Source organism: Larkinella ripae (assembly GCF_054780775.1).
In genome coordinates, this window is record NZ_BAAGVR010000030.1 from 140,085 (window position 1) to 160,438 (window position 20,354).

At 52.5% G+C, this 20,354-nt stretch carries 17 protein-coding genes and 1 riboswitch; of the genes, 12 read left to right on the forward strand and 5 right to left on the reverse strand.

Annotated features, from left to right (window positions below; translation table 11 throughout):
- Positions 1 to 306: 306 nt before the first annotated feature.
- From ACYVHX_RS27040 to ACYVHX_RS27055, 4 genes are read left to right on the forward strand one after another with little or no spacing between them, the layout of a single operon-like run.
- Positions 307 to 1,032, forward strand: coding sequence for a class I SAM-dependent methyltransferase (locus ACYVHX_RS27040; RefSeq protein WP_460674834.1), 726 nt, complete (start codon positions 307 to 309; stop codon positions 1,030 to 1,032).
- Positions 1,029 to 2,129, forward strand: coding sequence for a glycosyltransferase (locus tag ACYVHX_RS27045; RefSeq protein WP_460674835.1), 1,101 nt, complete (start codon positions 1,029 to 1,031; stop codon positions 2,127 to 2,129). Before ACYVHX_RS27040 ends, ACYVHX_RS27045 begins: the two co-directional genes overlap by 4 nt.
- The gene (locus ACYVHX_RS27050; protein ID WP_460674836.1) at positions 2,126 to 3,025 is read left to right on the forward strand and encodes a class I SAM-dependent methyltransferase; all 900 of its coding nucleotides are present in this window, start codon (positions 2,126 to 2,128) and stop codon (positions 3,023 to 3,025) included. Before ACYVHX_RS27045 ends, ACYVHX_RS27050 begins: the two co-directional genes overlap by 4 nt.
- A 9-nt stretch (positions 3,026 to 3,034) precedes the next feature.
- The gene (locus ACYVHX_RS27055; RefSeq protein ID WP_460674837.1) at positions 3,035 to 4,543 is read left to right on the forward strand and encodes a lipopolysaccharide biosynthesis protein; all 1,509 of its coding nucleotides are present in this window, start codon (positions 3,035 to 3,037) and stop codon (positions 4,541 to 4,543) included.
- Here the strand turns inward: ACYVHX_RS27055 and ACYVHX_RS27060 are convergent, their stop codons facing one another.
- Both ACYVHX_RS27060 and ACYVHX_RS27065 read right to left on the reverse strand, forming a co-directional pair.
- Positions 4,544 to 5,506 carry a GNAT family N-acetyltransferase gene (locus ACYVHX_RS27060; RefSeq protein WP_460674838.1) on the reverse strand — a complete coding sequence of 321 codons (963 nt, stop codon included), beginning with the start codon at positions 5,504 to 5,506 and terminating at the stop codon, positions 4,544 to 4,546. It lies immediately after the preceding gene.
- 45 nt (positions 5,507 to 5,551) lie between these two features.
- On the reverse strand, positions 5,552 to 6,442 hold the full coding sequence (locus ACYVHX_RS27065; RefSeq protein ID WP_460674839.1) for a Ppx/GppA phosphatase family protein: 891 nt from the start codon (positions 6,440 to 6,442) through the stop codon (positions 5,552 to 5,554).
- A gap of 177 nt (positions 6,443 to 6,619) precedes the next feature.
- Between ACYVHX_RS27065 and ACYVHX_RS27070 the strand changes: the two genes are divergently transcribed.
- The 7 genes from ACYVHX_RS27070 to ACYVHX_RS27100 all read left to right on the forward strand — a co-directional run bounded on the left by ACYVHX_RS27070 (position 6,620) and on the right by ACYVHX_RS27100 (position 15,459).
- Complete coding sequence (locus ACYVHX_RS27070) at positions 6,620 to 8,482, forward strand: carbamoyltransferase family protein (RefSeq protein WP_460674840.1); 1,863 nt, start codon at positions 6,620 to 6,622, stop codon at positions 8,480 to 8,482.
- Positions 8,483 to 8,522: 40 nt separating this feature from the next.
- Positions 8,523 to 9,665 (forward strand): SGNH/GDSL hydrolase family protein, encoded by a 1,143-nt coding sequence (locus ACYVHX_RS27075; RefSeq protein ID WP_460674841.1) that lies wholly within the window; start codon positions 8,523 to 8,525, stop codon positions 9,663 to 9,665.
- Positions 9,666 to 9,689: 24 nt separating this feature from the next.
- Positions 9,690 to 9,839: a DUF5989 family protein gene (locus ACYVHX_RS27080; RefSeq protein ID WP_460674842.1), complete on the forward strand. Its 150-nt coding sequence runs from the start codon at positions 9,690 to 9,692 to the stop codon at positions 9,837 to 9,839.
- A gap of 18 nt (positions 9,840 to 9,857) precedes the next feature.
- A complete protein-coding gene (locus ACYVHX_RS27085) occupies positions 9,858 to 10,220 on the forward strand; it encodes an SxtJ family membrane protein (RefSeq protein ID WP_460674843.1) in 363 nt (120 codons plus the stop codon).
- Between the two features lie 82 nt (positions 10,221 to 10,302).
- Positions 10,303 to 10,413: riboswitch (SAM riboswitch) on the forward strand.
- A 163-nt stretch (positions 10,414 to 10,576) separates the two neighbouring features.
- Complete coding sequence (metH, locus tag ACYVHX_RS27090) at positions 10,577 to 14,341, forward strand: methionine synthase (protein ID WP_460675070.1); 3,765 nt, start codon at positions 10,577 to 10,579, stop codon at positions 14,339 to 14,341.
- 205 nt (positions 14,342 to 14,546) lie between these two features.
- A complete protein-coding gene (locus ACYVHX_RS27095; protein ID WP_460674844.1) occupies positions 14,547 to 14,900 on the forward strand; it encodes a PadR family transcriptional regulator in 354 nt (117 codons plus the stop codon).
- Between the two features lie 34 nt (positions 14,901 to 14,934).
- Positions 14,935 to 15,459 carry a hypothetical protein gene (locus tag ACYVHX_RS27100; protein WP_460674845.1) on the forward strand — a complete coding sequence of 175 codons (525 nt, stop codon included), beginning with the start codon at positions 14,935 to 14,937 and terminating at the stop codon, positions 15,457 to 15,459.
- Between the two features lie 112 nt (positions 15,460 to 15,571).
- Here the strand turns inward: ACYVHX_RS27100 and ACYVHX_RS27105 are convergent, their stop codons facing one another.
- Positions 15,572 to 16,492, reverse strand: a complete 921-nt coding sequence (locus tag ACYVHX_RS27105) for an endo-1,4-beta-xylanase (protein WP_460674846.1) — start codon at positions 16,490 to 16,492, stop codon at positions 15,572 to 15,574.
- Between ACYVHX_RS27105 and ACYVHX_RS27110 the strand changes: the two genes are divergently transcribed.
- Positions 16,470 to 16,754, forward strand: a complete 285-nt coding sequence (locus tag ACYVHX_RS27110; protein WP_460674847.1) for a hypothetical protein — start codon at positions 16,470 to 16,472, stop codon at positions 16,752 to 16,754. The two genes, ACYVHX_RS27105 and ACYVHX_RS27110, sit on opposite strands and share 23 nt — an antisense overlap.
- Positions 16,755 to 17,711: 957 nt before the next feature.
- Here ACYVHX_RS27110 and ACYVHX_RS27115 read toward each other — a convergent pair.
- Positions 17,712 to 18,341, reverse strand: coding sequence for a response regulator (locus tag ACYVHX_RS27115; RefSeq protein ID WP_460674848.1), 630 nt, complete (start codon positions 18,339 to 18,341; stop codon positions 17,712 to 17,714).
- A gap of 41 nt (positions 18,342 to 18,382) precedes the next feature.
- The gene (locus ACYVHX_RS27120; RefSeq protein WP_460674849.1) at positions 18,383 to 20,305 is read right to left on the reverse strand and encodes a polysaccharide biosynthesis protein; all 1,923 of its coding nucleotides are present in this window, start codon (positions 20,303 to 20,305) and stop codon (positions 18,383 to 18,385) included.
- Positions 20,306 to 20,354: the final 49 nt, after the last annotated feature.

Genomic DNA, 20,354 nt, shown 5'->3' on the forward strand with positions numbered 1-20,354 from the left:
GGTTTACGGTTTTCAGGTTACGCCGGGCCGGCGCATTCACCTTTTGCTTGCGTCAGCCACCGAAGCGTCGGCCCGGCGTAACCTGAAAACCGTAAACCGAATACCGTACGTCTTTAAACTAATTGCAAGATTACTCAATTATTTGCATCGTCTCTGCTTTCTTTGCGGTCAGGATTCCGATCTGTGCCGAAAAGGCGTCGGATCAACTGGCACAAAAGTGGTATCTTTGCACCGGCCTTACCGGCAAGTCCCCGCAAAATCAACGAATTAGCAGCCCGGGCGATACCACGACGTTTCGACTTTATTATGACAACAATCCGCGCTGAAGCGATGCCGGACGACCCGTCTGAGCACTACCGGATTAAACCTCCACTGACCAATCCCCGAAGGTATTACCTCATGAAACTGAGGGAGTTGGTCCAGTTTGCCAAAACGACGTTTATTGATCCGATGACCAGAGCGGGCCGGATCAAACTGGCCGACTACGGCTGCGGAACCAAACCGTACGTCTCGCTTTTTCCGCCCGAACAGGTGCAGTACATCGGCATCGACCTCGACTGGAATCCCCACGCCGATGTGTACATTGGTTCCGACAGCCGCATCAACATGCCCGACGCACAGGTGGACGTAGTGCTCTCGACGCAGGTGCTCGAACACGTCGAAGATCCGGAAGGCTACTTGCAGGAAGCCTGCCGCATTCTGAAACCCGGCGGTTTGCTGCTGCTGACCACCCACGGTTACTGGATGTACCACCCCGACCCGACCGACTACTGGCGCTGGACCTCGTCGGGTTTGCAGAAGATTGTGGCCCGCAACGGCTTTGAAATCGTTTCGTTTCGGGGCATCATCGGGCGGTCGGCAATGGGGCTGCAATTGTTTCAGGACGGTTTTCTGTTTAAAATACCGCGCTGGCTGTGGCCGCCGTTCGCGCTCGTGATGCAGGCTTCCATCAGTTTGTTTGACAAAACGACCTCGCAGGAAACGAAGGACAAGGACGCGTGTACGTATCTGGTCGTTGGAAGGAAATTATGAAGCTTTGCATTGCCTATCCGAACAAAAACAGTTTTTCGGAGACGTTTATTTACAACCACATCACGCACCTGAAACCGGAACTGACGCTCTCCGGCGGCTGGCGACCATACCGCACCCAGGACGGTGATACGATCATCCGGATGCCACTGGCCGAGCCGATTCGGGTGGGGGTGAAACGCGGATTGCCATTTTTGTATCCGGCTTTTTACACGCATTTTCTGACGCGGTATTTCCAACAAAACCGGCCGGATGTGGTGCTGGCCGAATACGGTCCGACGGGCTGCGCCGTAATGGCCGCTTGCCGGAAGGCCGGAGTGCCGCTGGTCGTGCATTTTCACGGGTTCGACGCAGCAGACCGGGAAACCCTGCGGAAATACGGTGACCCATACCGTCAGCTTTTCGCGCAGGCCAAAGCCGTTGTGGCGGTGTCCAATGACATGGTGGAGCAACTCATTCGCCTGGGTGCCGATCCGGCCAACGTTCACCGGAATCCGTACGGGGTGGAGACGAAACTGTTCGTGGGGGCCGAACCCGAAAAGGCGGAGAAAGTGATTGTGTCGGTCGGACGGTTTACGGCAAAAAAAGCCCCGCAACTGACCATTCGGGCGTTCGACAAAGTGCTGGACCGCCATCCCGACGCGAAGCTGGTGATGATTGGCACCGGCGAACTGCTGGACACCTGTAAAAAACTGGTCGATGACCTGCAACTCAAATACGCCGTTCGTTTGCCGGGCGTAAAACCGGCCGAGGAAATTGCGGAATGGCATCGGAAAGCCCGGCTTTACGCCCAGCATTCCATGGTCAATCCGGCGAACGGCGATTCGGAAGGCACCCCCAATACCGTATTGGAAGCGTCGGCGGCTGGCTTGCCCATCGTCAGTACGCGCCACGCCGGAATCAAGGAAGCCGTCGAGCACGGCGTGACCGGTTTTCTGGTTGAAGAAGGCGATTACCAGGCGATGGCAAATTACATGATTCAGTTGATCGACGAGCCAAAACTGGCCGGTGAACTGGGCCGGAACGCCCGTCAGAAAATGATCAGCGAATACGAAATGAGCGACCGCATCACCGCTCTCAAACACATTCTGGAACTATGACCGTACGCTCACCGCTCACCAACTCACCGGATGTTTCGCCCGTTCGGAGTCTGAACGCCCGCACCATCGAACAGCGGTATCGCGAGCAGTTCGGCATGGACGTCCGCCGGTTTTTTGCCGGGCTGGACGAGGTAATGATTTACGAATGCAACGCGTCGAAGCTGCGGTTTTATTACCCGTTCTCGCTGGCGGGCGATGCGGTTTTTTACGCCGATCTGGGCCAGCATTACAAAGGCTACTACAGTCCGTGGAAGTGGGAGCACGAGCTGGTTTTTCAACACCTGAAGACGGGCGATCAGGTATTGGAAATCGGCAGCGGCAACGGTTTTTTTCTGAAACGGTTGCCCGAAAAAGGGGCCGTCGGGCTGGGGCTGGAACTGAATGACGATGCGATTGCGTACGGGAAAAAGATCGGCGTCAATATCATCAACGAAGACGTGAAAATTCACGCGGAGCAGCACGCCGGGCAGTACGACGTGGTCTGCGCGTTTCAGGTGTTTGAGCACGTCAACAACGTCGGCGAATTTTTCCGGCAGGCGGCTCAGTGCGTTAAACCGGGCGGTTTGCTGGCGATTGGCGTCCCGAATAATGCGTCCTATTTCTTCCGGGAAGACCCGTACCACACGCTGAACCTGCCGCCCCACCACACGCTGCTCTGGGACCCGGTTTCACTGCGCTATGCCGGGGAGTTGATGGGGCTGACGGTGGTGGAAACCCGCAACGAACCCGCGACGATTACGCACCGGAGCCTGGGCTACCGGCTGTGGCTCGAAAAAAATCTGGGCCGGAATTTGCTGACCACGCTGGTGTACAAATCCACCCGCTTTGTGGCCAAACGCCTGCCCATTCTGTCCGACGGCGCAACAATGGTGGCGATTTATCGAAAGGGAGCTTAAGCAGAACCGATGGGAATAGTTATTCGTCAAAGCCTGAAAGCCAGCGTCGGTTCCTACATCGGCGTCGGCATCGGGATTATCAACCAGTTGTACGTTTCGCTCGCTTTTTTGTCGGCCGACCAACTGGCGATTTCGCGGCTGTTGCTGGAAAACAGCATTCTTTTTGCGGCTTTTGCGCACCTGGGCGCCCCGTTTATCACCGATCGTTTTTTCGGGCACTTTCGCGATGACAAGACGCAGAATAACGGTTTTCTGGGTTTCCTGCTGGCTTTTCCGCTCATCGGCATCAGCCTGTTTATCGCGGCTTATTTCGGGTTTGAGCAAACCATCAAAGATTATTTTGCCGAGAAATCCGCCGGTTTGATTCCGTACCACGCGCTGGTGGTGCCGCTGACGATTTTCTGGATTTACATTTCCGTTCTGGAAGCGTATTGCCGCAACAACGCCCGCATTGCCATCCCGACGTTTATCCGGGAAGTTTACCTGAAACTGGCCAATGTGCTGGTGATTTTGCTGTTCGGGTTAGGCTGGTATAATTTCGACTGGATGCTGTACCTGATGGTCGCGTCTTACGGAATGGCGGTCGGTATTCTGCTGGTTTACATTTACCGCCTGGGCAAGTTTTCGCTGCGGTTTGATTTTAGCCAGTTAAAAGGCGGTTTTTTTCGGCAGATGCTGTATTTCGGGCTGTTCATCGTCATGGGTGGGGTCGGCACGCAGGTCGTCTACTTCATCGACCGAACCATGCTGTCCGGTGGCGAAGGACTCAAGGATGCCGCCATTTTTATCATCGCGACCTACATTGCCGGCATTATTGAAATACCGCGCAAAACCATCACGCAGATTTCGACACCACTGGTCTCCAATTCGTTGCGGCAAAATAACATGGCGCACGTTCAGGAGCTGTACCATAAATCATCGCTGAATCAGTTGCTGGCGGGCGGCCTGGTGTTTTTGCTGATCTGGGCCAACATCGACGGCATTTTCAGCATCCTGCCGAAAGCCGAAATCTACCGTCAGGGCAAAACGGTGGTCCTGTTGCTGGCCTCGGCGAAGCTCTTTGAAATGGCAACCGGCGTGAACGGCGAAATCATCAACTATTCCCGGTATTTCCGCTACGCCACTTACCTGATGATCGTGATGGCCTGCATCGCCATCGGCGCTAATTCGTATTTTATTCCGCTTTACGGGATCAACGGAGCCGCCCTGGCGACCACACTGACCACGCTGATTTTTGCGCTGAGCAAAGTGGTCATGGTGTGGCTGTTATTCCGAATTCTGCCGTTTACGTTTTCGGGCGTGAAAGCTGTCGGCGTGCTGGCGTTGGTCTACGGTGCGTCGCTGTTGCTGCCGGAATGGGGCGGTTCGCTCGGGCTGACGGTCCTGAGCATCGCCTTTCGTTCGCTGGTGATGGCCGGATTGTTTGCCGGGCTGGTTTTGTGGTGGCGGGTATCGGAGGATGTCAACGGCCTGGTGGGTTCGCTGTGGGGACGGGCGCGGGCGTTGCGGCAGCGGTAATCAAAACCGCAGCTCGTACACAAACTTTGGTGACTCCACTGCGCCCAGTTGCCGCTTAAAGCGGATCAGACCTTCATTCCGAACACCCCGACTGGTCGAAATGCCCAGATCGAGCCAGGAAATCCGGTTTTGCTGGCAATGGTGATACAGCGATTCAATGAGCAGAACCGAGGGACTAAACGACTGATAATCCTCGTGATCAGCGGGCAGGAAATAGTATAAAATCTCGGAGGTGATCCAAATTCCCAGACAGACGGCAATTAATTGGCTGCCATCCCGAACTTCAAAAACCGGGTATAAATCCTCAAAATTGGCTAAAATGCTGGCAAGGTCTTTGCTTTGAATAGTTATTGGCAGATTTTTACGGATTCGGGCTTTTTGAACAAATTCCATTAATTCGTCACTGTCCGGATTTTGCCAGATTTGGGGAGTAAATCCCGCCTGTCGGCATTTTCGCAGCCGCCTTCGTTCTGGCGCGTCCAGGAGGTCAATAAAGGGGCGGTCGGTAACCGGAATATGCTGATTCAGCTCTTCTTGGGCCACTGTGAAGCCTTTTGCCAGTAGCAATTTTCGCAGCCGCTGCGCCTGATTGGGTAAGTAAAAGTCCGGGTAATTGACTAGGCGAATACCTGAGTCTAGTAACTTTTTATCAGACAGTAGTAACTTTTTACTACACGTTACTATGGCATCAATCAGGCGATCCACCGCTTCGTCCGGCACCTCTTCCGAAAACTCAATTGAACCAAATGAGGCCGCACAGGGACTCACAGCCCAGCCGTCGCGGATAAAAACCGCACAGTGTGCATCGGCCCGCCCGGTTTTTGGATGAATCAGCGCAAAATAATGCAGCGGTCGGCAGGGCTGCTGAAGCAGGTGTCGCGCCTGTAAGAACAGAAAACCGTCGCGGTAAACCGGCGGAAACTGTTCCGGAAGAGGATTTTCGGCATGAAAGATCTTGTACACAAGCCGTTCAGAGAAGGGGTAATTCCGGGGCGGTAGGTCTGGAAATTACCGGGACTTTTTCTGCTGTTTCTTGATCCAGCGATCGTACACCAATTGAATAATGCCGTCTTTCAGGCCCAGATCGGGTACCATGATCGTGTCGGCACCGGCCCATTTCATCACGGAAATATAAATATCGGCGGCTGGAACAATCACATCGGCGCGGTCGGCGTTCAGGCGGAGTTTGTGGATCCGGTCGTCGAGGCTGTAGCCCGAAATGTAATTCCGCATTCGCTCAATTTCGGCCAGGGTGGTGGTATCCGAAACCTTGGCCACGAGATTGAAAATCTTGTTGATATTACCCCCCGTTCCAACGGCCACCCTATCCTGCGATTGCTGCACGTTTTCCTCCACCCATTCCTTCATTTTATTCCAGGCCCCCTTCGTTTCTTTGCCTTCCAGCAAGCGCACAGACCCGATTTTGAACGATTTGGAATTAATTTTTTTTCGGTTCAGGTACAGGTTGAGCTCCGTACTGCCCCCGCCCACGTCGATGTGGAGAAACTGGCGTTCGTCGAGCGCCTGCACCACCACGTTGTTGATGAGTTCGGCCTCCTTCTGACCGTCGATGATGTGAATGTCGATGCCGGTCAGCTCCTTGATGCGGGTGGCTACTTTGTGCCCGTTGGCGGCTTCGCGCATGGCCGAGGTTGCGCAGGCCATGTAATCTTCCACTTCATGCAGCTCCATCAGCAGTTTATAAACCTGCATCAATTTGTTGGTACGAACTTCGCTCTCCGGCGTAATCTCGCCAAAATTGAACACATCGTGCCCCAACCGGAGCGGAAAACGGACGTATTCAACTTTTTTGAAGCTGATTACATCGTCGACGTGCAGAACCGTGGAGATCTGGAGACGGGCTGCGTTGGAGCCGATATCAATGGCAGCAATTTTCAAAGTGACGTAGGGAGGATGGTGCTAAAACGCCCAAATATACGCTTTTTAGCGCCGATCGGAAAATGTTCAGCCGGTTCGATTCCGCGCTACCGTTGGATACAATGAGGAGTGGATTTTGTTATATTCCTTTGGAAATCGCTGATTAATGAAGTAAGATTGCAAGATAATTGACAGTTTATGACTATATTAGGTATCTCTGCTTTTTACCACGACTCGGCTGCGGCTTTAATTGAGGATGGACGAATTGTAGCAGCTGCTCAGGAAGAAAGATTCACCCGTAAAAAGCACGATCCCGGTTTCCCTTCTAATGCGATTTCATATTGTCTGGAATACGGCGGAACAACCATTAACAAGCTGGATGCCATTGTCTTCTACGATAAACCACTGCTGAAATTTGAGCGATTGCTGGAAACCTATTACGCTTTTGCCCCGCGTGGACTGGCCTCGTTTTTAATGTCGATGCCGGTCTGGATGAAAGACAAATTATTCTTAAAAAGACTCATCCGGGACGAGCTGAAAAAACTAGGTTACGATTCAAAAAATCCCGTAAAATTACTATTTCCCGAACATCACCTTTCGCACGCGGCCAGTGCCTATTATCCGTCTTCCTACGAGAAAGCCGCCATTCTGACCATCGATGGAGTAGGCGAGTGGGCTACGGCTTCGATCGGGCTGGGCGAAGGAAAAGAAATTAAAATTCTGAAAGAACTGCGGTTTCCGCACTCGCTTGGTTTGCTTTATTCAGCCTTTACGTACTTCCTGGGCTTTAAGGTCAATTCCGGTGAATATAAACTGATGGGGCTAGCGCCGTACGGCGATCCGCATTCGCCGGATATTGCCCGCTACGTCAGCGTGATCAAAGACAAGCTCATCAGCGCCAAGGAAGACGGTTCGGTCTGGCTTAATCAGGAATACTTCGATTATGCCACGGGCCTGCGGATGGTGCACGAGAAGAAATGGGAAGCGCTCTTCGGGATGCCGAAGCGCAATCCGGAAGATGAACTGAAAGCCGAACATTGCAACCTCGGGCTGGCGATTCAGATCGTAACGGAGGAAATCGTCATCAACATGGCCCGCGAAGCCAAACGACTGACCAATACCGAGAATCTGGTGCTGGCCGGTGGCGTTGCGCTCAACTGCGTGGCCAATGGCAAATTGCAGAAATCGGGCGTTTTCAAGAATATCTTTATTCAGCCGGCTGCCGGCGATGCCGGGGGCGCACTCGGAGCCGCCCTGGCCGCTTACCACATCTATTTTGGTCAGGAACGGATTGTCGACTACCAGAACGACGCCATGCTGGGCTCGTACCTGGGACCGACGTTTTCGGGGCTGGACGTGGAGTTGATGGCTAAAAAATACAAAGCCACCTACACGCACTACGAAGATTTTGAGCAACTGAGCCAGGATGTTGCCAAACTGCTGGCCACCGAAAACGTGATCGGGTGGGTGCAGGGACGCATGGAGTTTGGCCCGCGCGCGCTGGGCGGACGCAGTATTCTGGGCGATCCGCGCAGTGCGGAAATGCAGAAAAAACTGAATCTGAAAATCAAATACCGGGAATCCTTCCGGCCCTTTGCTCCCTCCGTGCTGGCGGAAGACTGTCACGAATACTTTGAGTATGAGGGCATTTCGCCGTATATGCTGCTGGTTCATCCAGTGGTGAAGGAACGCCGGAAACCGCTGCCGGGCAACTACGACAGCCTGCCGCTTCGGGACAAACTGTATCATTTGCGCTCCGATTTGCCATCGATTACGCACATCGATTTCTCGGCCCGGATCCAAACGGTTCATCGGGAAACCAATCCGCGTTACTGGCAACTCATCGATTCCTTTAAAAAGCTGACGGGCTACGGCGTCATTGTCAATACGAGTTTTAATGTACGGGGTGAACCGATTGTTTCGACGCCCAATGACGCCTACCGCTGTTTTATGCGCACCGAGATGGATTATCTGGTGGTGGGTAATTACCTGTTTGATAAGAAGAAACAGCCGGAATGGCAGGAAAAAGATAACTGGAAGGAAGAGTTTGTACTGGATTAATTTCCACAGACGGCTGCCGTTTTTGCGTTGAAAGCACACCATGTCAAAGGTCATTAGTAGTTTGTTTCGATTAGGGTTTTTAGGCTTTCTGATCGTCTTTGTTTACTTCCCCGATCGGCTGAAAATTACCTTCGAATACCCTCATTATACGATGTTTGATAATGCCTACATCCGGCTGGCGAAGGCGCTGCTGTTGCTGCTGGTGTTGATGGAAATCCTGCGAATTTTCTACTACGGCATTATCAAGAATACGAAATCCCCCAAGTGGCTCAGCAATACGGCCACCATGCTGGTGCCGGTTTTGGGTCTGCTGGTGGTGCTGGAACTCAGTTTCATGTTTGTTTCCCAGAGCCACGAAGGCGGTTTGACCCTGGCGTCGCACATCTGGTTTGAACGGTACTGGCCCCCGGTGAACGAAGCCGGCTACCGGGATGTGGAACACGCCGACACTACGGGCAAAAAGAAGGTGCTGGTGGTGGGCGATTCGTACACGGCTGGCCACGGCCTGAAGCGGGTGGAGGAACGGTATTCCAATATTCTATCGCAAAAGCTTGGCAATCAGGAGTATGTTGTGTATAATTTAGGTGTTTCGGGTTCGGATACGCGGGACGAATACAGCCGGTTTCAAAAATTCGGCATTCGGCCCGACATCGTTGTGTTGCAGTACTTTCCCAATGACATCGAAAAGGTCGCCAAGGATAACGGCGTTGTTCCGGCGGCTTTTCAGCCTTTTGGTGATCTTCCGGGACCGCTGCGGCTTTTCTTCAAGAATTCCTACCTGCTCAATTACATCTACTGGCAATTACCCCACGGCAGCGGAGCGGCTCCTTTTGAGGATTATGCCAAAAAAGTATATACCGATCCCCAAATCATCAACGGCCACCTGAGCGACCTGGGGCAGTTTACGACCTACTGCGAAACCAATAAGGTGCCGCTTTACGTTGTTTTGTTTCCGTTTTCGCACAATCTGGAAAAAACGACGGCCTACACCCGGCCGGTGGTTGATTTTTTCCGGCAGCATAACGTGCCGGTTTTGGAAGTGGGCTCGTTGATCAAAGACATTGACCCGAAAGACCGGATTGTGGGCCGGAACGATTTTCACGCCAGTGCGGCCGTAAACCAGCGGGTTGGTGAAGCCTTGTACCGCACCATGACGACCCGCGAGGCTGCCATAAAGCACTGAATTATCTCTAACAAATAAACTACTATGGACTTTTTTAAAGACATTTTCGGCTTTTTGAGCCAGCGCAAAAAGTGGTGGCTGGCGCCGATTATCGTGCTGCTGCTGTTGATTGGGGCGATTCTGGTTATTGGTGGCGGTTCGGCCGTGGCACCGTTTATTTATACGCTATTTTAATTGGAATCTACGGCACATATGAGTCAGTTGGATCGCGTGAAAGCCCAGTTGGTGATCGTCACCGGACTGGTGGTTTTGTATTTTATTTTTAAATCCGTTTACTGGCTCTATGCCGCAGCCGCCATTGGGGTGTTGAGCCTCGCCATTCCGGCAGTTGGTAACGGCATTGTCTGGGTCTGGTTTAAACTGGCCGAACTCCTGGGCGCAATCAACGGAAAAATCATCCTGACGGTTTTGTTCTGGGTGTTTCTGTTTCCAATTGCGCTGCTCTACCGGCTCACGGCCAAGAATCCGTTGTCGGTCAAACGGACGCAGGATGCATCGCTCTACCACGAACGAAATCATTTGTATACCAAAGAAGATCTCGAACAGACCTGGTAGGGAATTTTTTCGGTTGGGAGCCGGTTTTGAAGCTAAGCGCATCGGTTTGGCAAAAACCGGCTCTTTTTTTATTTTTGTACAACGCTTATCGAGAAAGACGGAGGGATTGGACCCAGTGATGTCTTGGCAACCATTCAGCCCCCTGAAAAAGGTGCCAAATTCCGCCCCGGCAACCAACGGGGAAAGATAAGTTGAAAGCCTGCACCCCGCTTCCTTTCTTCGATAAGCCCGTCTATTCTGATTACCCTTCTGTCGCAGAAGGCTGATTATCTGTGATCTATAGCTATAACAAATACACGATCTTGGAAAAAATAACCGATCTTCTTCACCAGCGCATTCTGCTGCTCGATGGGGCCATGGGTACTATGATTCAACGCTATAAGCTGGGCGAAGAAGATTACCGGGGAACCCGGTTTGCGGACTGGTCGCACGATTTGCAGGGCAACAATGATTTGCTGTCGCTTACGCAACCGGAGATTATCAAGGAAATCCACCGCCAGTATCTGCAGGCCGGTGCTGATATTATTGAAACCAATACGTTCAGCAGCACGACCATTGCCATGGCGGATTACCACATGGAAGAACTGGCGTACGAGCTGAATTACGAGTCGGCCCGGATTGCCAGGGAAGTGGCGGAAGAAGTTACCCGGCTTGATCCGGAAAAACCGCGTTTTGTCGCCGGGGCGATGGGTCCTACCAACCGCACGGCGTCCCTCTCGCCCGACGTCAACAATCCCGGCTACCGCGCCATCACGTTTGATCAACTGGTGGAAGCCTATTACGAGCAGACGCGCGGCCTGGTGGAAGGCGGGTCGGACATTCTGCTGATTGAAACGATTTTTGATACGCTGAACGCCAAGGCCGCCCTGTTTGCGGTCGATAAATACTTTGCCGATACCGGCCGGACGCCCTTGCCCATCATGATTTCGGGAACCATTACCGATGCGTCGGGCCGGACGTTGTCGGGCCAGACAACGGAAGCGTTTCTTTACTCGGTTTCGCACCTTCCGCTCCTGAGCGTGGGCCTGAACTGCGCGCTGGGGGCCGAATTGATGCGGCCGTACGTGCAAACGCTGGCAAAGGAATCACCGTTTTTTACCTCGGCCTACCCGAATGCCGGTTTGCCCAACGAAATGGGCGAATACGACCAGTCGCCGGACGAAATGGCGGCTCAGGTGGAAGGGTTCGTGAAAGACGGTTTTGTGAATATCGTGGGCGGGTGCTGCGGTTCAACGCCGGACCACATTCAGGCCATTGCCAAAGCCGTAGCCAACTACCCGCCCCGTCGCAAACCGCAGCCGGAACCGTACCAGAAACTGAGTGGTCTGGAGCCGTTGAAAATTACGGAACTGACCAACTTTGTGAACGTCGGCGAACGGACCAACGTAACCGGGTCGAAGGCGTTTGCGCGGCTGATCAAAACCGGGGATTACGACGCGGCCCTGGCCGTGGCCCGGCAGCAGGTGGAGAACGGCGCGCAGGTCATCGACGTGAACATGGACGAAGGAATGCTGGATTCGGTGGAGGTGATGACGACCTTCCTGAACCTGATTGCGTCGGAACCGGATATTGCGCGCGTGCCCATCATGATCGATTCCTCCAAGTGGGAGGTCATCGAGGCCGGGTTGAAGTGCGTGCAGGGCAAAGCGATTGTGAACTCGATTTCGCTGAAAGAAGGCGAAGAAGCATTCATTGAGCGGGCCCGACTGATCAAGCGCTACGGGGCCGCAGCGGTGGTGATGGCGTTCGACGAAACCGGCCAGGCCGACAACTACGAACGGCGGATTGAGATTTGCGAGCGCGCCTACCGAACGTTGATTGATAAAGTCGGTTTTTCGGCGCAGGACATCATTTTTGACCCCAATATTCTGACGGTTGCCACCGGTATTGAAGAACACAACAACTACGCCGTTGACTTCATCAATGCCACGCGCTGGATCAAGGAAAACCTGCCGCTGGCGAAGGTGAGCGGTGGGGTGTCCAACATTTCGTTTTCGTTCCGGGGCAATGAAGTGGTGCGGGAAGCCATGCACTCGGTTTTTCTGTACTACGCCATCAAAGCCGGAATGGACATGGGAATTGTCAACGCCGGGCAGCTGGCGGTTTACGACGACATTCCGAAAGACCTGCTCGAATACTGCGAGGATGTGTTGCTGAACCGCCGTCCCGATGCAACGGAGCGGTTGGTGGAGTTTGCCGAAACCGTAAAAGCCAAAGGCAAGGTGGTGGTGCAGGATGAAAGCTGGCGGCTGGAACCGGTGGCCGAGCGCCTGAAACATGCCCTGGTTCGCGGCATTACCGAATACATCGATCAGGACACGGAAGAAGCCCGCCAGCAGTTTGAGCGCCCGATTGAGGTGATTGAAGGCCCGCTGATGGACGGTATGAACGTGGTGGGTGATTTGTTCGGCGAAGGAAAGATGTTTCTGCCGCAGGTCGTAAAATCGGCGCGGGTGATGAAAAAAGCCGTGGCCTATCTGCTGCCGTTCATCGAAGCCAGTAAGTCGGAGGGTGCCCGAGCCGCCGGAAAAATTCTGATGGCGACCGTTAAGGGCGACGTTCACGACATTGGTAAAAACATCGTCGGCGTCGTTTTGGGGTGTAATAACTACGAAATCATCGATCTGGGCGTGATGGTGCCGACCCAGAAGATTCTGGAGGAAGCCAAAAAACACGACGTTGATATTATCGGTCTGAGTGGGTTGATTACGCCTTCGCTCGATGAGATGGTGGGCGTGGCCAAAGAAATGGAACGGCAGGGATTCAAGCTGCCTTTGCTGATCGGTGGAGCCACCACCTCGCGGATTCATACCGCCGTCAAGATTGACCCGCATTATTCGGGACCGGTCATTCACGTGCTGGATGCCAGCCGGAGTGTGCCGGTGGCCGGACGACTCACCAGCGAACAGGAAAACACCCGCGATCAGGTCTTTCAGGAAATCAAAGCGGAGTACGTCAAGCTGCGCGCCGATCACGCCAAACGCAAGCAGGATAAAAACTACCTAACCATCGACGCGGCCCGCAAAAACAAAACCACCATTGACTGGTCAGCGTTTGAGCCGGTAAAACCGCAATTTCTGGGCAACCGGTATTTTCCGGATTATTCACTGAAGGAAATTGCGGAATACATCGACTGGACGCCGTTTTTCCAGACCTGGCAATTGCACGGAAAATACCCGAAGATTTTTGACGATGCCGTGGTGGGGCCCGAAGCCAAGCGCTTGTACGACGATGCCAACCGGTTGTTGCAGCGCGTCATTCAGGAAGGGTTGCTGACCGCCAAAGCCGTAGTCGGTTTTTTCCCGGCTAATTCGACGGAAGACGATGTGTTGCTGCACGAATTTGAGGAAATTGCCCACGAGGTTCCCTGCGAGCGGCACGGTTCGCACACGCATATTGAATACAAATTGAGTCACCTGAACCGTTCAACGGGCTCAGGCGCGTCGGAACGTACCAATGCTGATGAGCAAGCGCGTAAATCCGCGGGGGAGCTGGTGTACGATACAAAAACCGTCCTGCATTTCCTGCGGCAGCAGAACCAGAAAGCACCCGGTTTACCCAACTTCTGTCTGTCGGATTTCGTGGCACCGATGGAAACGGGCCACCTGGATTACATCGGCGGTTTTGCCGTAACGGCGGGCATCGGCATTGAAAAGCTGATTGAAGAGTTCGAGAAGGATCACGACGATTACAACAGCATCATGATCAAGGCCATTGCCGACCGGCTGGCCGAAGCCTTCGCCGAGCTGATGCACAAGCGCGTGCGGACGGAATTCTGGCCGTATGCAACGGGTGAAAGCCTAACCAACGAAGCGTTGATCAAGGAAGAATACCAGGGCATTCGTCCGGCACCCGGTTATCCGGCCTGCCCCGACCATACCGAAAAGGCAACCTTGTTTGAACTGCTCAACGCGGGGGAGATCGGCATCGAACTGACGGAAAGCTTTGCCATGTACCCGGCTTCGTCGGTGAGCGGTTTTTACTTTTCAAATCCCGCATCCCGGTATTTTGCGGTCGGAAAAATCAGCAAAGATCAGGTGTTCGATTACGCGCACCGCAAAAACATGAGCGTCGAGGACGTGGAACGCTGGCTGGCCCCGGTGCTAGCCTACGACGCCTGATTAGACCAAACCGATCCTGAAACCCCGTCCTGTTGGGCATGGAGTATGGACCAGTTTAAAGCCACCCCCTGGCGAGTTTGACCAACAGGATGGAATTAAAAAAATAAAAACTTTCGTACGAAAGTTTTTATTTTTGTTTTGATATATTAGAATCTTTTATATATTTACTTCTGTAAATAAATCACCTAATTTATTGCTGTTAACTATGGAACCATCAGGCAATGAGTTTTTGCGGGGAACCCTCAAGACAATCGTGTTGAAATTGCTCACCGAACGGGGCCGGATGTATGGTTACGAAATCACACAATCCGTTAAGGAACGTACGCGGGGCGAAGTGGTCCTGACGTTCGGGGCTCTGTACCCGGTTTTGCATAAATTGCAGCAGGAGGGTTTGTTGATTACGGAGTCGGTGGAAGTAGACGGGCGGTTGCGCAAGTACTACACGCTGACTCCGCGTGGTAACGAAACCGCTATTCAGAAGGTCTCTGACTTCGAGCGGTTTGTTGAAGTAATGAAACATCTTCTCCAACCCGTCCCCGCTCTGTCGCTGGGACAGTAACATCTAAAACGGCCAGCCTAAACCCGATAGCAACATGGAAAAGCTCAACCCGCAACAAATAGAGACTGTATACCGCCATCTGGTCTGGAACGGCACGGACGAAGCGTTGTTCGAAGAACTTCTCGACCACCTGGCCTGTGAGGTGGAGCATTATATGTGGATTGGCCTTCCGTTTGAGTCGGCACTGGAAAAAGTGCAGCTTGAAGCCAACGCCAAAGCCGTCAAACACTTGCGGAAAAGCTATCAGATTGAGTTGACCATGTCGGAGAAACAACTCCAGCAGGCTGATCTGGACGACATTGTGTTTCAGTTTCGGAACAAAGCCTACGGAGCCTACGATTTGCGGCAGGAATACCGCCATTCCCTGCGCACGGCCCTCTTAATGACCATTGGACTGGTCATGATGTTTATGGCGTTGCTGACCAGCTTTAGCGCCGGGAAATGGACGTATTTCAGCGTCTGGGGCGGAATCTGGACGGCGGGCCTGATCAGCTTCACGTACGCCGTTGGGACCTGCATTCGGCAACGAATCCAGCAGAAATACCGAATAGTCGGCTAAGTGTATCCAAGTCATCGTAAAGCTGAAAACCGCCCTGATAGCCGTCAGGGCGGTTTTGTTTTTGATGAAGTGGAACGGGATCAATCCGGACCTCTCGGATCGATCGGTTGTTTTACCGCAGTCCTTCCAGTAAGCCAAAGAACGCCGGTTTCTTGTTGTATTGTTTGTCGAACAGGGTCGGCAGGTCGTTTTGTTTCTGCTGATTAACCACCCAGCTGTCGGTATCGCCCAGATCCCAAACCGTGATGCCAAATTGTTGGCTGGGAGGAACCAGTTGCTTGTAAGCCGTTGCGACCTGTTGGAATTTCGCCCGTTGTTTGTTCAGCAGGTCGTTGCTGAACGTCAGTTGGGTGTCGTTGGCGGGATTCATTTTGATGTCCAGTTCCGAAATGTGAACCTGAAGACCCGTTGACGCCAGGGCTTTCAGCGTAGCCCGGATGCTGGCATCGGACGTGTTAATGTTGATGTGCGATTGCGTACCGATGCCGTGCAGGGGAACACCTGAGCGTTTGCAATCGGCGGCAAACCGCAGGAACGCATTCAGCTTTACTTGTGAGTTTTCCAGATCGAAATCATTGTAAAATAACACCGCGTTCGGATCGGCTTCGTGGGCCCACTGGAAGCAGCGTTTGACGAAAGCCAGGTACGCGTCGTCGCTGGCGTATTTCAGACGGAATGAGGTTCTCCGGATGTTGTTGGTGGCGGTTTTATCGTAGATGTCGAAGATTTCGTTGATTACGTCCCAGCTTTTAACCTGGCCTTTGTACCGGCTTACTACCGTCTGAATGTGGTTTTTAACGGCACCTTCAAATTCGTTCGTCGTTTTCAACTGGTTGAACCATTCCGGAGCGGCTATGTGGTATACCAGGCTGTGTCCGTGCAGACGCAGGGACTGTGATTGATTCTGCTTCACCCAGTAATCCAATTCTTTGAAGTTAAACTGACCTCTCGAAGGCTCGGTGTTCATGTAGGCGTGAACCGTCTTGGCATCGAACTGCTCAAAGTACATTTTGTTCGCTTTTGCGTTCTTCATAACGCCTGAACTGGGGGCGGCACCGATCGGGAAATTAGAAACCATTTTCAAAGTGCTCAGGCTGTCATTAACAGACGCGCGGGCGGTGCTTAAAGTGATTTCTGAAACCGGTGCGATGTCACTTTCTTTAGAGCTGCAAGCGGTCATCAGGGCGATCACGGCTACAAACAGAAAAACGTTGAGTTGGCTTTTGAAAGTTACTGAGGTCTTCATGATATTTAATTTTGTTCGGCTATTACTTATAGAACGATACAAAGATTAAATACCTAAGTATATTTACCAAGTCTTTAATTGAATCTTAATCTTGTAAAATAAGGGATTTGTTGTCTAGTAATTACCGGAAAAATAGCTCTACTACAATAAAAAAGCCAATTTAACGCCATAAGAAGCCACATTCGGGTCTTAAATTATACTCAAAAAAATACTTAGTTTGTCTGATAATTTTTTGAGTAGTCTAAAATAAAATATGTAATTAATTCTGCTATCATGCTTCTTTTAATTTGTTTTTCATGTCAAAAGTCTGAGTAATTGATTTAGGTAGCCATGAGTAACCGTGTCTGGTAATGAAGGCGACGAAACCGGAGAAGGGTTACCACTATTCCGTGGTCGGGTTACAGGAGGAGATGGATGATTTTTTGAGAAGCGTGGGCGGTGTACAACCCGGTTTTTAGCAGGGTTTAAGTCGGAAAAAAAACCGCATCCTGAGGGACGAAATCAGACTTGTGGAGGATGGAATTGTTTCTATTTACCAGACAACGGATGAACGGATTGAGGCAGTTGAAACCGGATAGCAACCCGGTTTGGGAACGGTTGGCCACCCGGTCGTTTTGGGGATGTGAACGGAAGATCCACCCTTGAAAAATTCAAACAGGAAGGAGTCAGTAGGAGGGCCGTACCGAACCGGTCAGTTGCGTGGAGACTGCGTATGGAGGATTCCTAGCTTCGCGCCATGAACAGGAAAAACCGGGGAATGGGATTGGGGTGGTCTGAAGCAGGGATTTGAAAAACCGGGCGCGGAGGACTAACCATCGACCCGCCAGCCCATAAAAAAACCGCCCGTTCACTGGTCGAAACCAGGGCGCGGACGGCTTGCTCATCGCTTCCCGGACAAAACGCCGGAAATGGCATCACCGGTTCGTTCTGACCGGAAGAAAGCAGGAGAGCGGGGACAGAGATTGGAAGAAAAAGCAGCTAGGTCTTTCTCCCCATCACCTAACCCTTAAATGAGCCGGTAATAGGTCGCCAAGTCTTTCATGACGACCACATTATCGACTTTTAGTTTGTTGAAGATCCGGGCTTTGTGCGTCCCAACAGTTGAGGTGTGAATGTTCAGCGTGTCGGCAATGTGACTCACTGATTTTCCCTTCACCAGATGGTACGCAATTTCCAGTTCCCGGTTTGATAAAAGCCCGAACGGATCCAGTTCGTTTTTGAAATGGTTATCGTCGGTCATCTGCTCCATCAAGTCGGTGCAGACGTAGGTTTTGCCGTATAAAATGGTGTGGACAGCTTTGAGAATTTCGTCGTCTTCGGCCTGTTTGCTGATGTACCCCTTCACGCCCAGTTGCAGATACCGTTTGGCAAACGCGTATTCGGTCATGATGGTAAAAAGCATGATGGGCAGGTCGGGAGCCATGGCCCGCACGTTCTGGAGCAGACTGAACGTGTCGGTATTGGGCATATTAATGTCCATAATCACCAGGTCGTAGGCGTGGTCCATGATCTTGCCAAAGGCCGTACTGCCATTTTTAGCTTCATCGACCTGAATCGCTCCGTACTGTTCTTTCAGCAGCAGCCGGATGCCCGAGCGCACAATGGATTGGTCGTCGACTAATAAGATCTTATGCATCGTTTTTCCTGGTTGAGTGTTTTAAAAAAGGTTGGCGGGTTTCAATAATCCAGCGCGGCAAAAACCGAGTTGTTGCTGATGTATTCCGGAATCAGGTGTTTGATGGTCGCAACCAGTTGGTTGTCAGTGCCGTTGAGCATCAGGTGGCGCAGTTCCTGAATGGTGGCCCGCATTTCTTCCGTATCGGGCACCACCACCTGCGCAATCATAATTTTGGGATGGTGCGTCGGTAGGGTGTTCTCGTTGTCGTTCAGCAATTCTTCGTACAGTTTCTCGCCCGGCCGTAGCCCCGTAAATTCGATCCGGATGTCTTTGTCGACCGCAAAACCGGAGAGGTGAATCATCTTGCGGGCCAGTTCCACGATCTTGACCGGATCGCCCATGTCGAAGACGAATACCTCACCACCTTTGCCCATGCCCCCGGCTTCGAGCACCAGCTGACAAGCTTCCGGAATGGTCATGAAATACCGGATAATGTCCGGATGCGTCACCGTCACGGGGCCGCCCGATTGGATCTGCTGCCGGAAAACCGTCACGACCGAACCATTGGAACCCAGCACGTTACCAAACCGGGTGGCGATGAAGCGCGTCCGGCGCAGGGCCGGGTCGGGGTGGTTCAGGCTCTGCACGTACATCTCGGCCAGCCGTTTGGTGGCGCCCATTACGTTGGTGGGGTTGACGGCTTTGTCGGTCGAAATCATGACGAACGTCTTGACGCCGAACTTCAGCGACAAATCAGCCACGATCTGCGTGCCCAGCACATTGACCCGCACGGCTTCGTACGGATGTTCTTCCATCAGCGGAACGTGTTTGTAGGCTGCTGCGTGGAAAACCACGGTGGGGCGGGTTTCGCGGAAAATATGCCGCATCCGGAATTCGTCGGAGATGTCGGCAATTTTGACGATGATGGTAACCTCCGTCGCAATCTTTTTGTATTCCCGGCGCAGTTTGAATTCCAGATCGAACAACGCCGACTCGGCCTGATCGATCAGTACGACGGTGTGGGGACGGTTGCGCAGCACCTGCCGCACCAGCTCGGCCCCAATCGAACCGGCAGCTCCGGTGACCATCACCACCTGATCGTTGAGTTGCTCACGGATGGCTTTATTTTCCAGTTGAATGGGCGACCGGCCGAGCAGGTCTTCGATGCGGATATCCCGGATCTGAAACGAGTTCAAACGGCCGTCGATCCATTGTTCAACCGTGGGAATCGTCTTGACAGAGACGTGATCTTTAAGGAAAAATTCGGTGATTTCGGCTTTTTTCTTTGGACTGATGTCACCCATCGCCAGCAGAATCTGCGGGGGAATGCTTTGTTTGCGGATGTAGCGCTGGTAGGCTTCCTGCCGCGAAACCACGGGCAACCCCTGAATCACCTTATTGATTTTGTACGGATTGTCGTCGATGAAGGCCAGAACGGTGTAGCGTTGCGTGGGGTCCTGCGCCAGCGCATTGCGGGTGAGCAACCCGGTTTTTCCGGCGCCATAAATCAGAATGGGTTGGGCCGGGACGCCCCGCGTGATCGACCGGAGATGCCAGTAAAACGCCTTGACCAGAAACCGGCTCAGCGAAAGCGCCACCAGGCTACAGCAGTAGTCGATCATCAGAATCGATACCGGTACATAGTATACGAAAGAACCTGCCTGCCAGCCGAAGTAGGTGCCGAACGCCGTGAGCGTGCTGCTGATCGTAACGGCATATAACAGCAGCAGAATATCTTCCAGACTGGTGTGACGGATGATTCCCTGGTGCGAACGGAACAGGACAAAGAACAGCGAACGGATACCAACCGTTACCGAAAGGCAGAACAGGAAGTAGCCTGCCGGAATGGCAACTACTTCAAAATTAAACCGCAGCAAAAAAGCTATTGAGAAGGCGCTGATGGAGATAAAAATGTCTGCCAGCAGCACAAAATAGCTGGATACAATGCGGTTTGAATGGATTTTTAAGTAATTCTCTATCATCACTTCTGAATCTTGATGAGTTATTCGCTATGACAGAAGGTGCACTCGT

Bases quoted from the DNA above. Each gene is read 5' to 3' on its own strand.
- ACYVHX_RS27040 (WP_460674834.1), top strand. From the start codon at position 307: ATGACAACAATCCGCGCTGAAGCGATGCCGGACGACCCGTCTGAGCAC.
- ACYVHX_RS27045 (WP_460674835.1), top strand. From the start codon at position 1,029: ATGAAGCTTTGCATTGCCTATCCGAACAAAAACAGTTTTTCGGAGACG.
- ACYVHX_RS27050 (WP_460674836.1), top strand. From the start codon at position 2,126: ATGACCGTACGCTCACCGCTCACCAACTCACCGGATGTTTCGCCCGTT.
- ACYVHX_RS27055 (WP_460674837.1), top strand. From the start codon at position 3,035: ATGGGAATAGTTATTCGTCAAAGCCTGAAAGCCAGCGTCGGTTCCTAC.
- ACYVHX_RS27070 (WP_460674840.1), top strand. From the start codon at position 6,620: ATGACTATATTAGGTATCTCTGCTTTTTACCACGACTCGGCTGCGGCT.
- ACYVHX_RS27075 (WP_460674841.1), top strand. From the start codon at position 8,523: ATGTCAAAGGTCATTAGTAGTTTGTTTCGATTAGGGTTTTTAGGCTTT.
- ACYVHX_RS27080 (WP_460674842.1), top strand. From the start codon at position 9,690: ATGGACTTTTTTAAAGACATTTTCGGCTTTTTGAGCCAGCGCAAAAAG.
- ACYVHX_RS27085 (WP_460674843.1), top strand. From the start codon at position 9,858: ATGAGTCAGTTGGATCGCGTGAAAGCCCAGTTGGTGATCGTCACCGGA.
- metH (WP_460675070.1), top strand. From the start codon at position 10,577: ATGGGTACTATGATTCAACGCTATAAGCTGGGCGAAGAAGATTACCGG.
- ACYVHX_RS27095 (WP_460674844.1), top strand. From the start codon at position 14,547: ATGGAACCATCAGGCAATGAGTTTTTGCGGGGAACCCTCAAGACAATC.
- ACYVHX_RS27100 (WP_460674845.1), top strand. From the start codon at position 14,935: ATGGAAAAGCTCAACCCGCAACAAATAGAGACTGTATACCGCCATCTG.
- ACYVHX_RS27105 (WP_460674846.1), bottom strand. From the start codon at position 16,492: ATGAAGAACGCAAAAGCGAACAAAATGTACTTTGAGCAGTTCGATGCC.
- ACYVHX_RS27115 (WP_460674848.1), bottom strand. From the start codon at position 18,341: ATGCATAAGATCTTATTAGTCGACGACCAATCCATTGTGCGCTCGGGC.
- ACYVHX_RS27120 (WP_460674849.1), bottom strand. From the start codon at position 20,305: ATGATAGAGAATTACTTAAAAATCCATTCAAACCGCATTGTATCCAGC.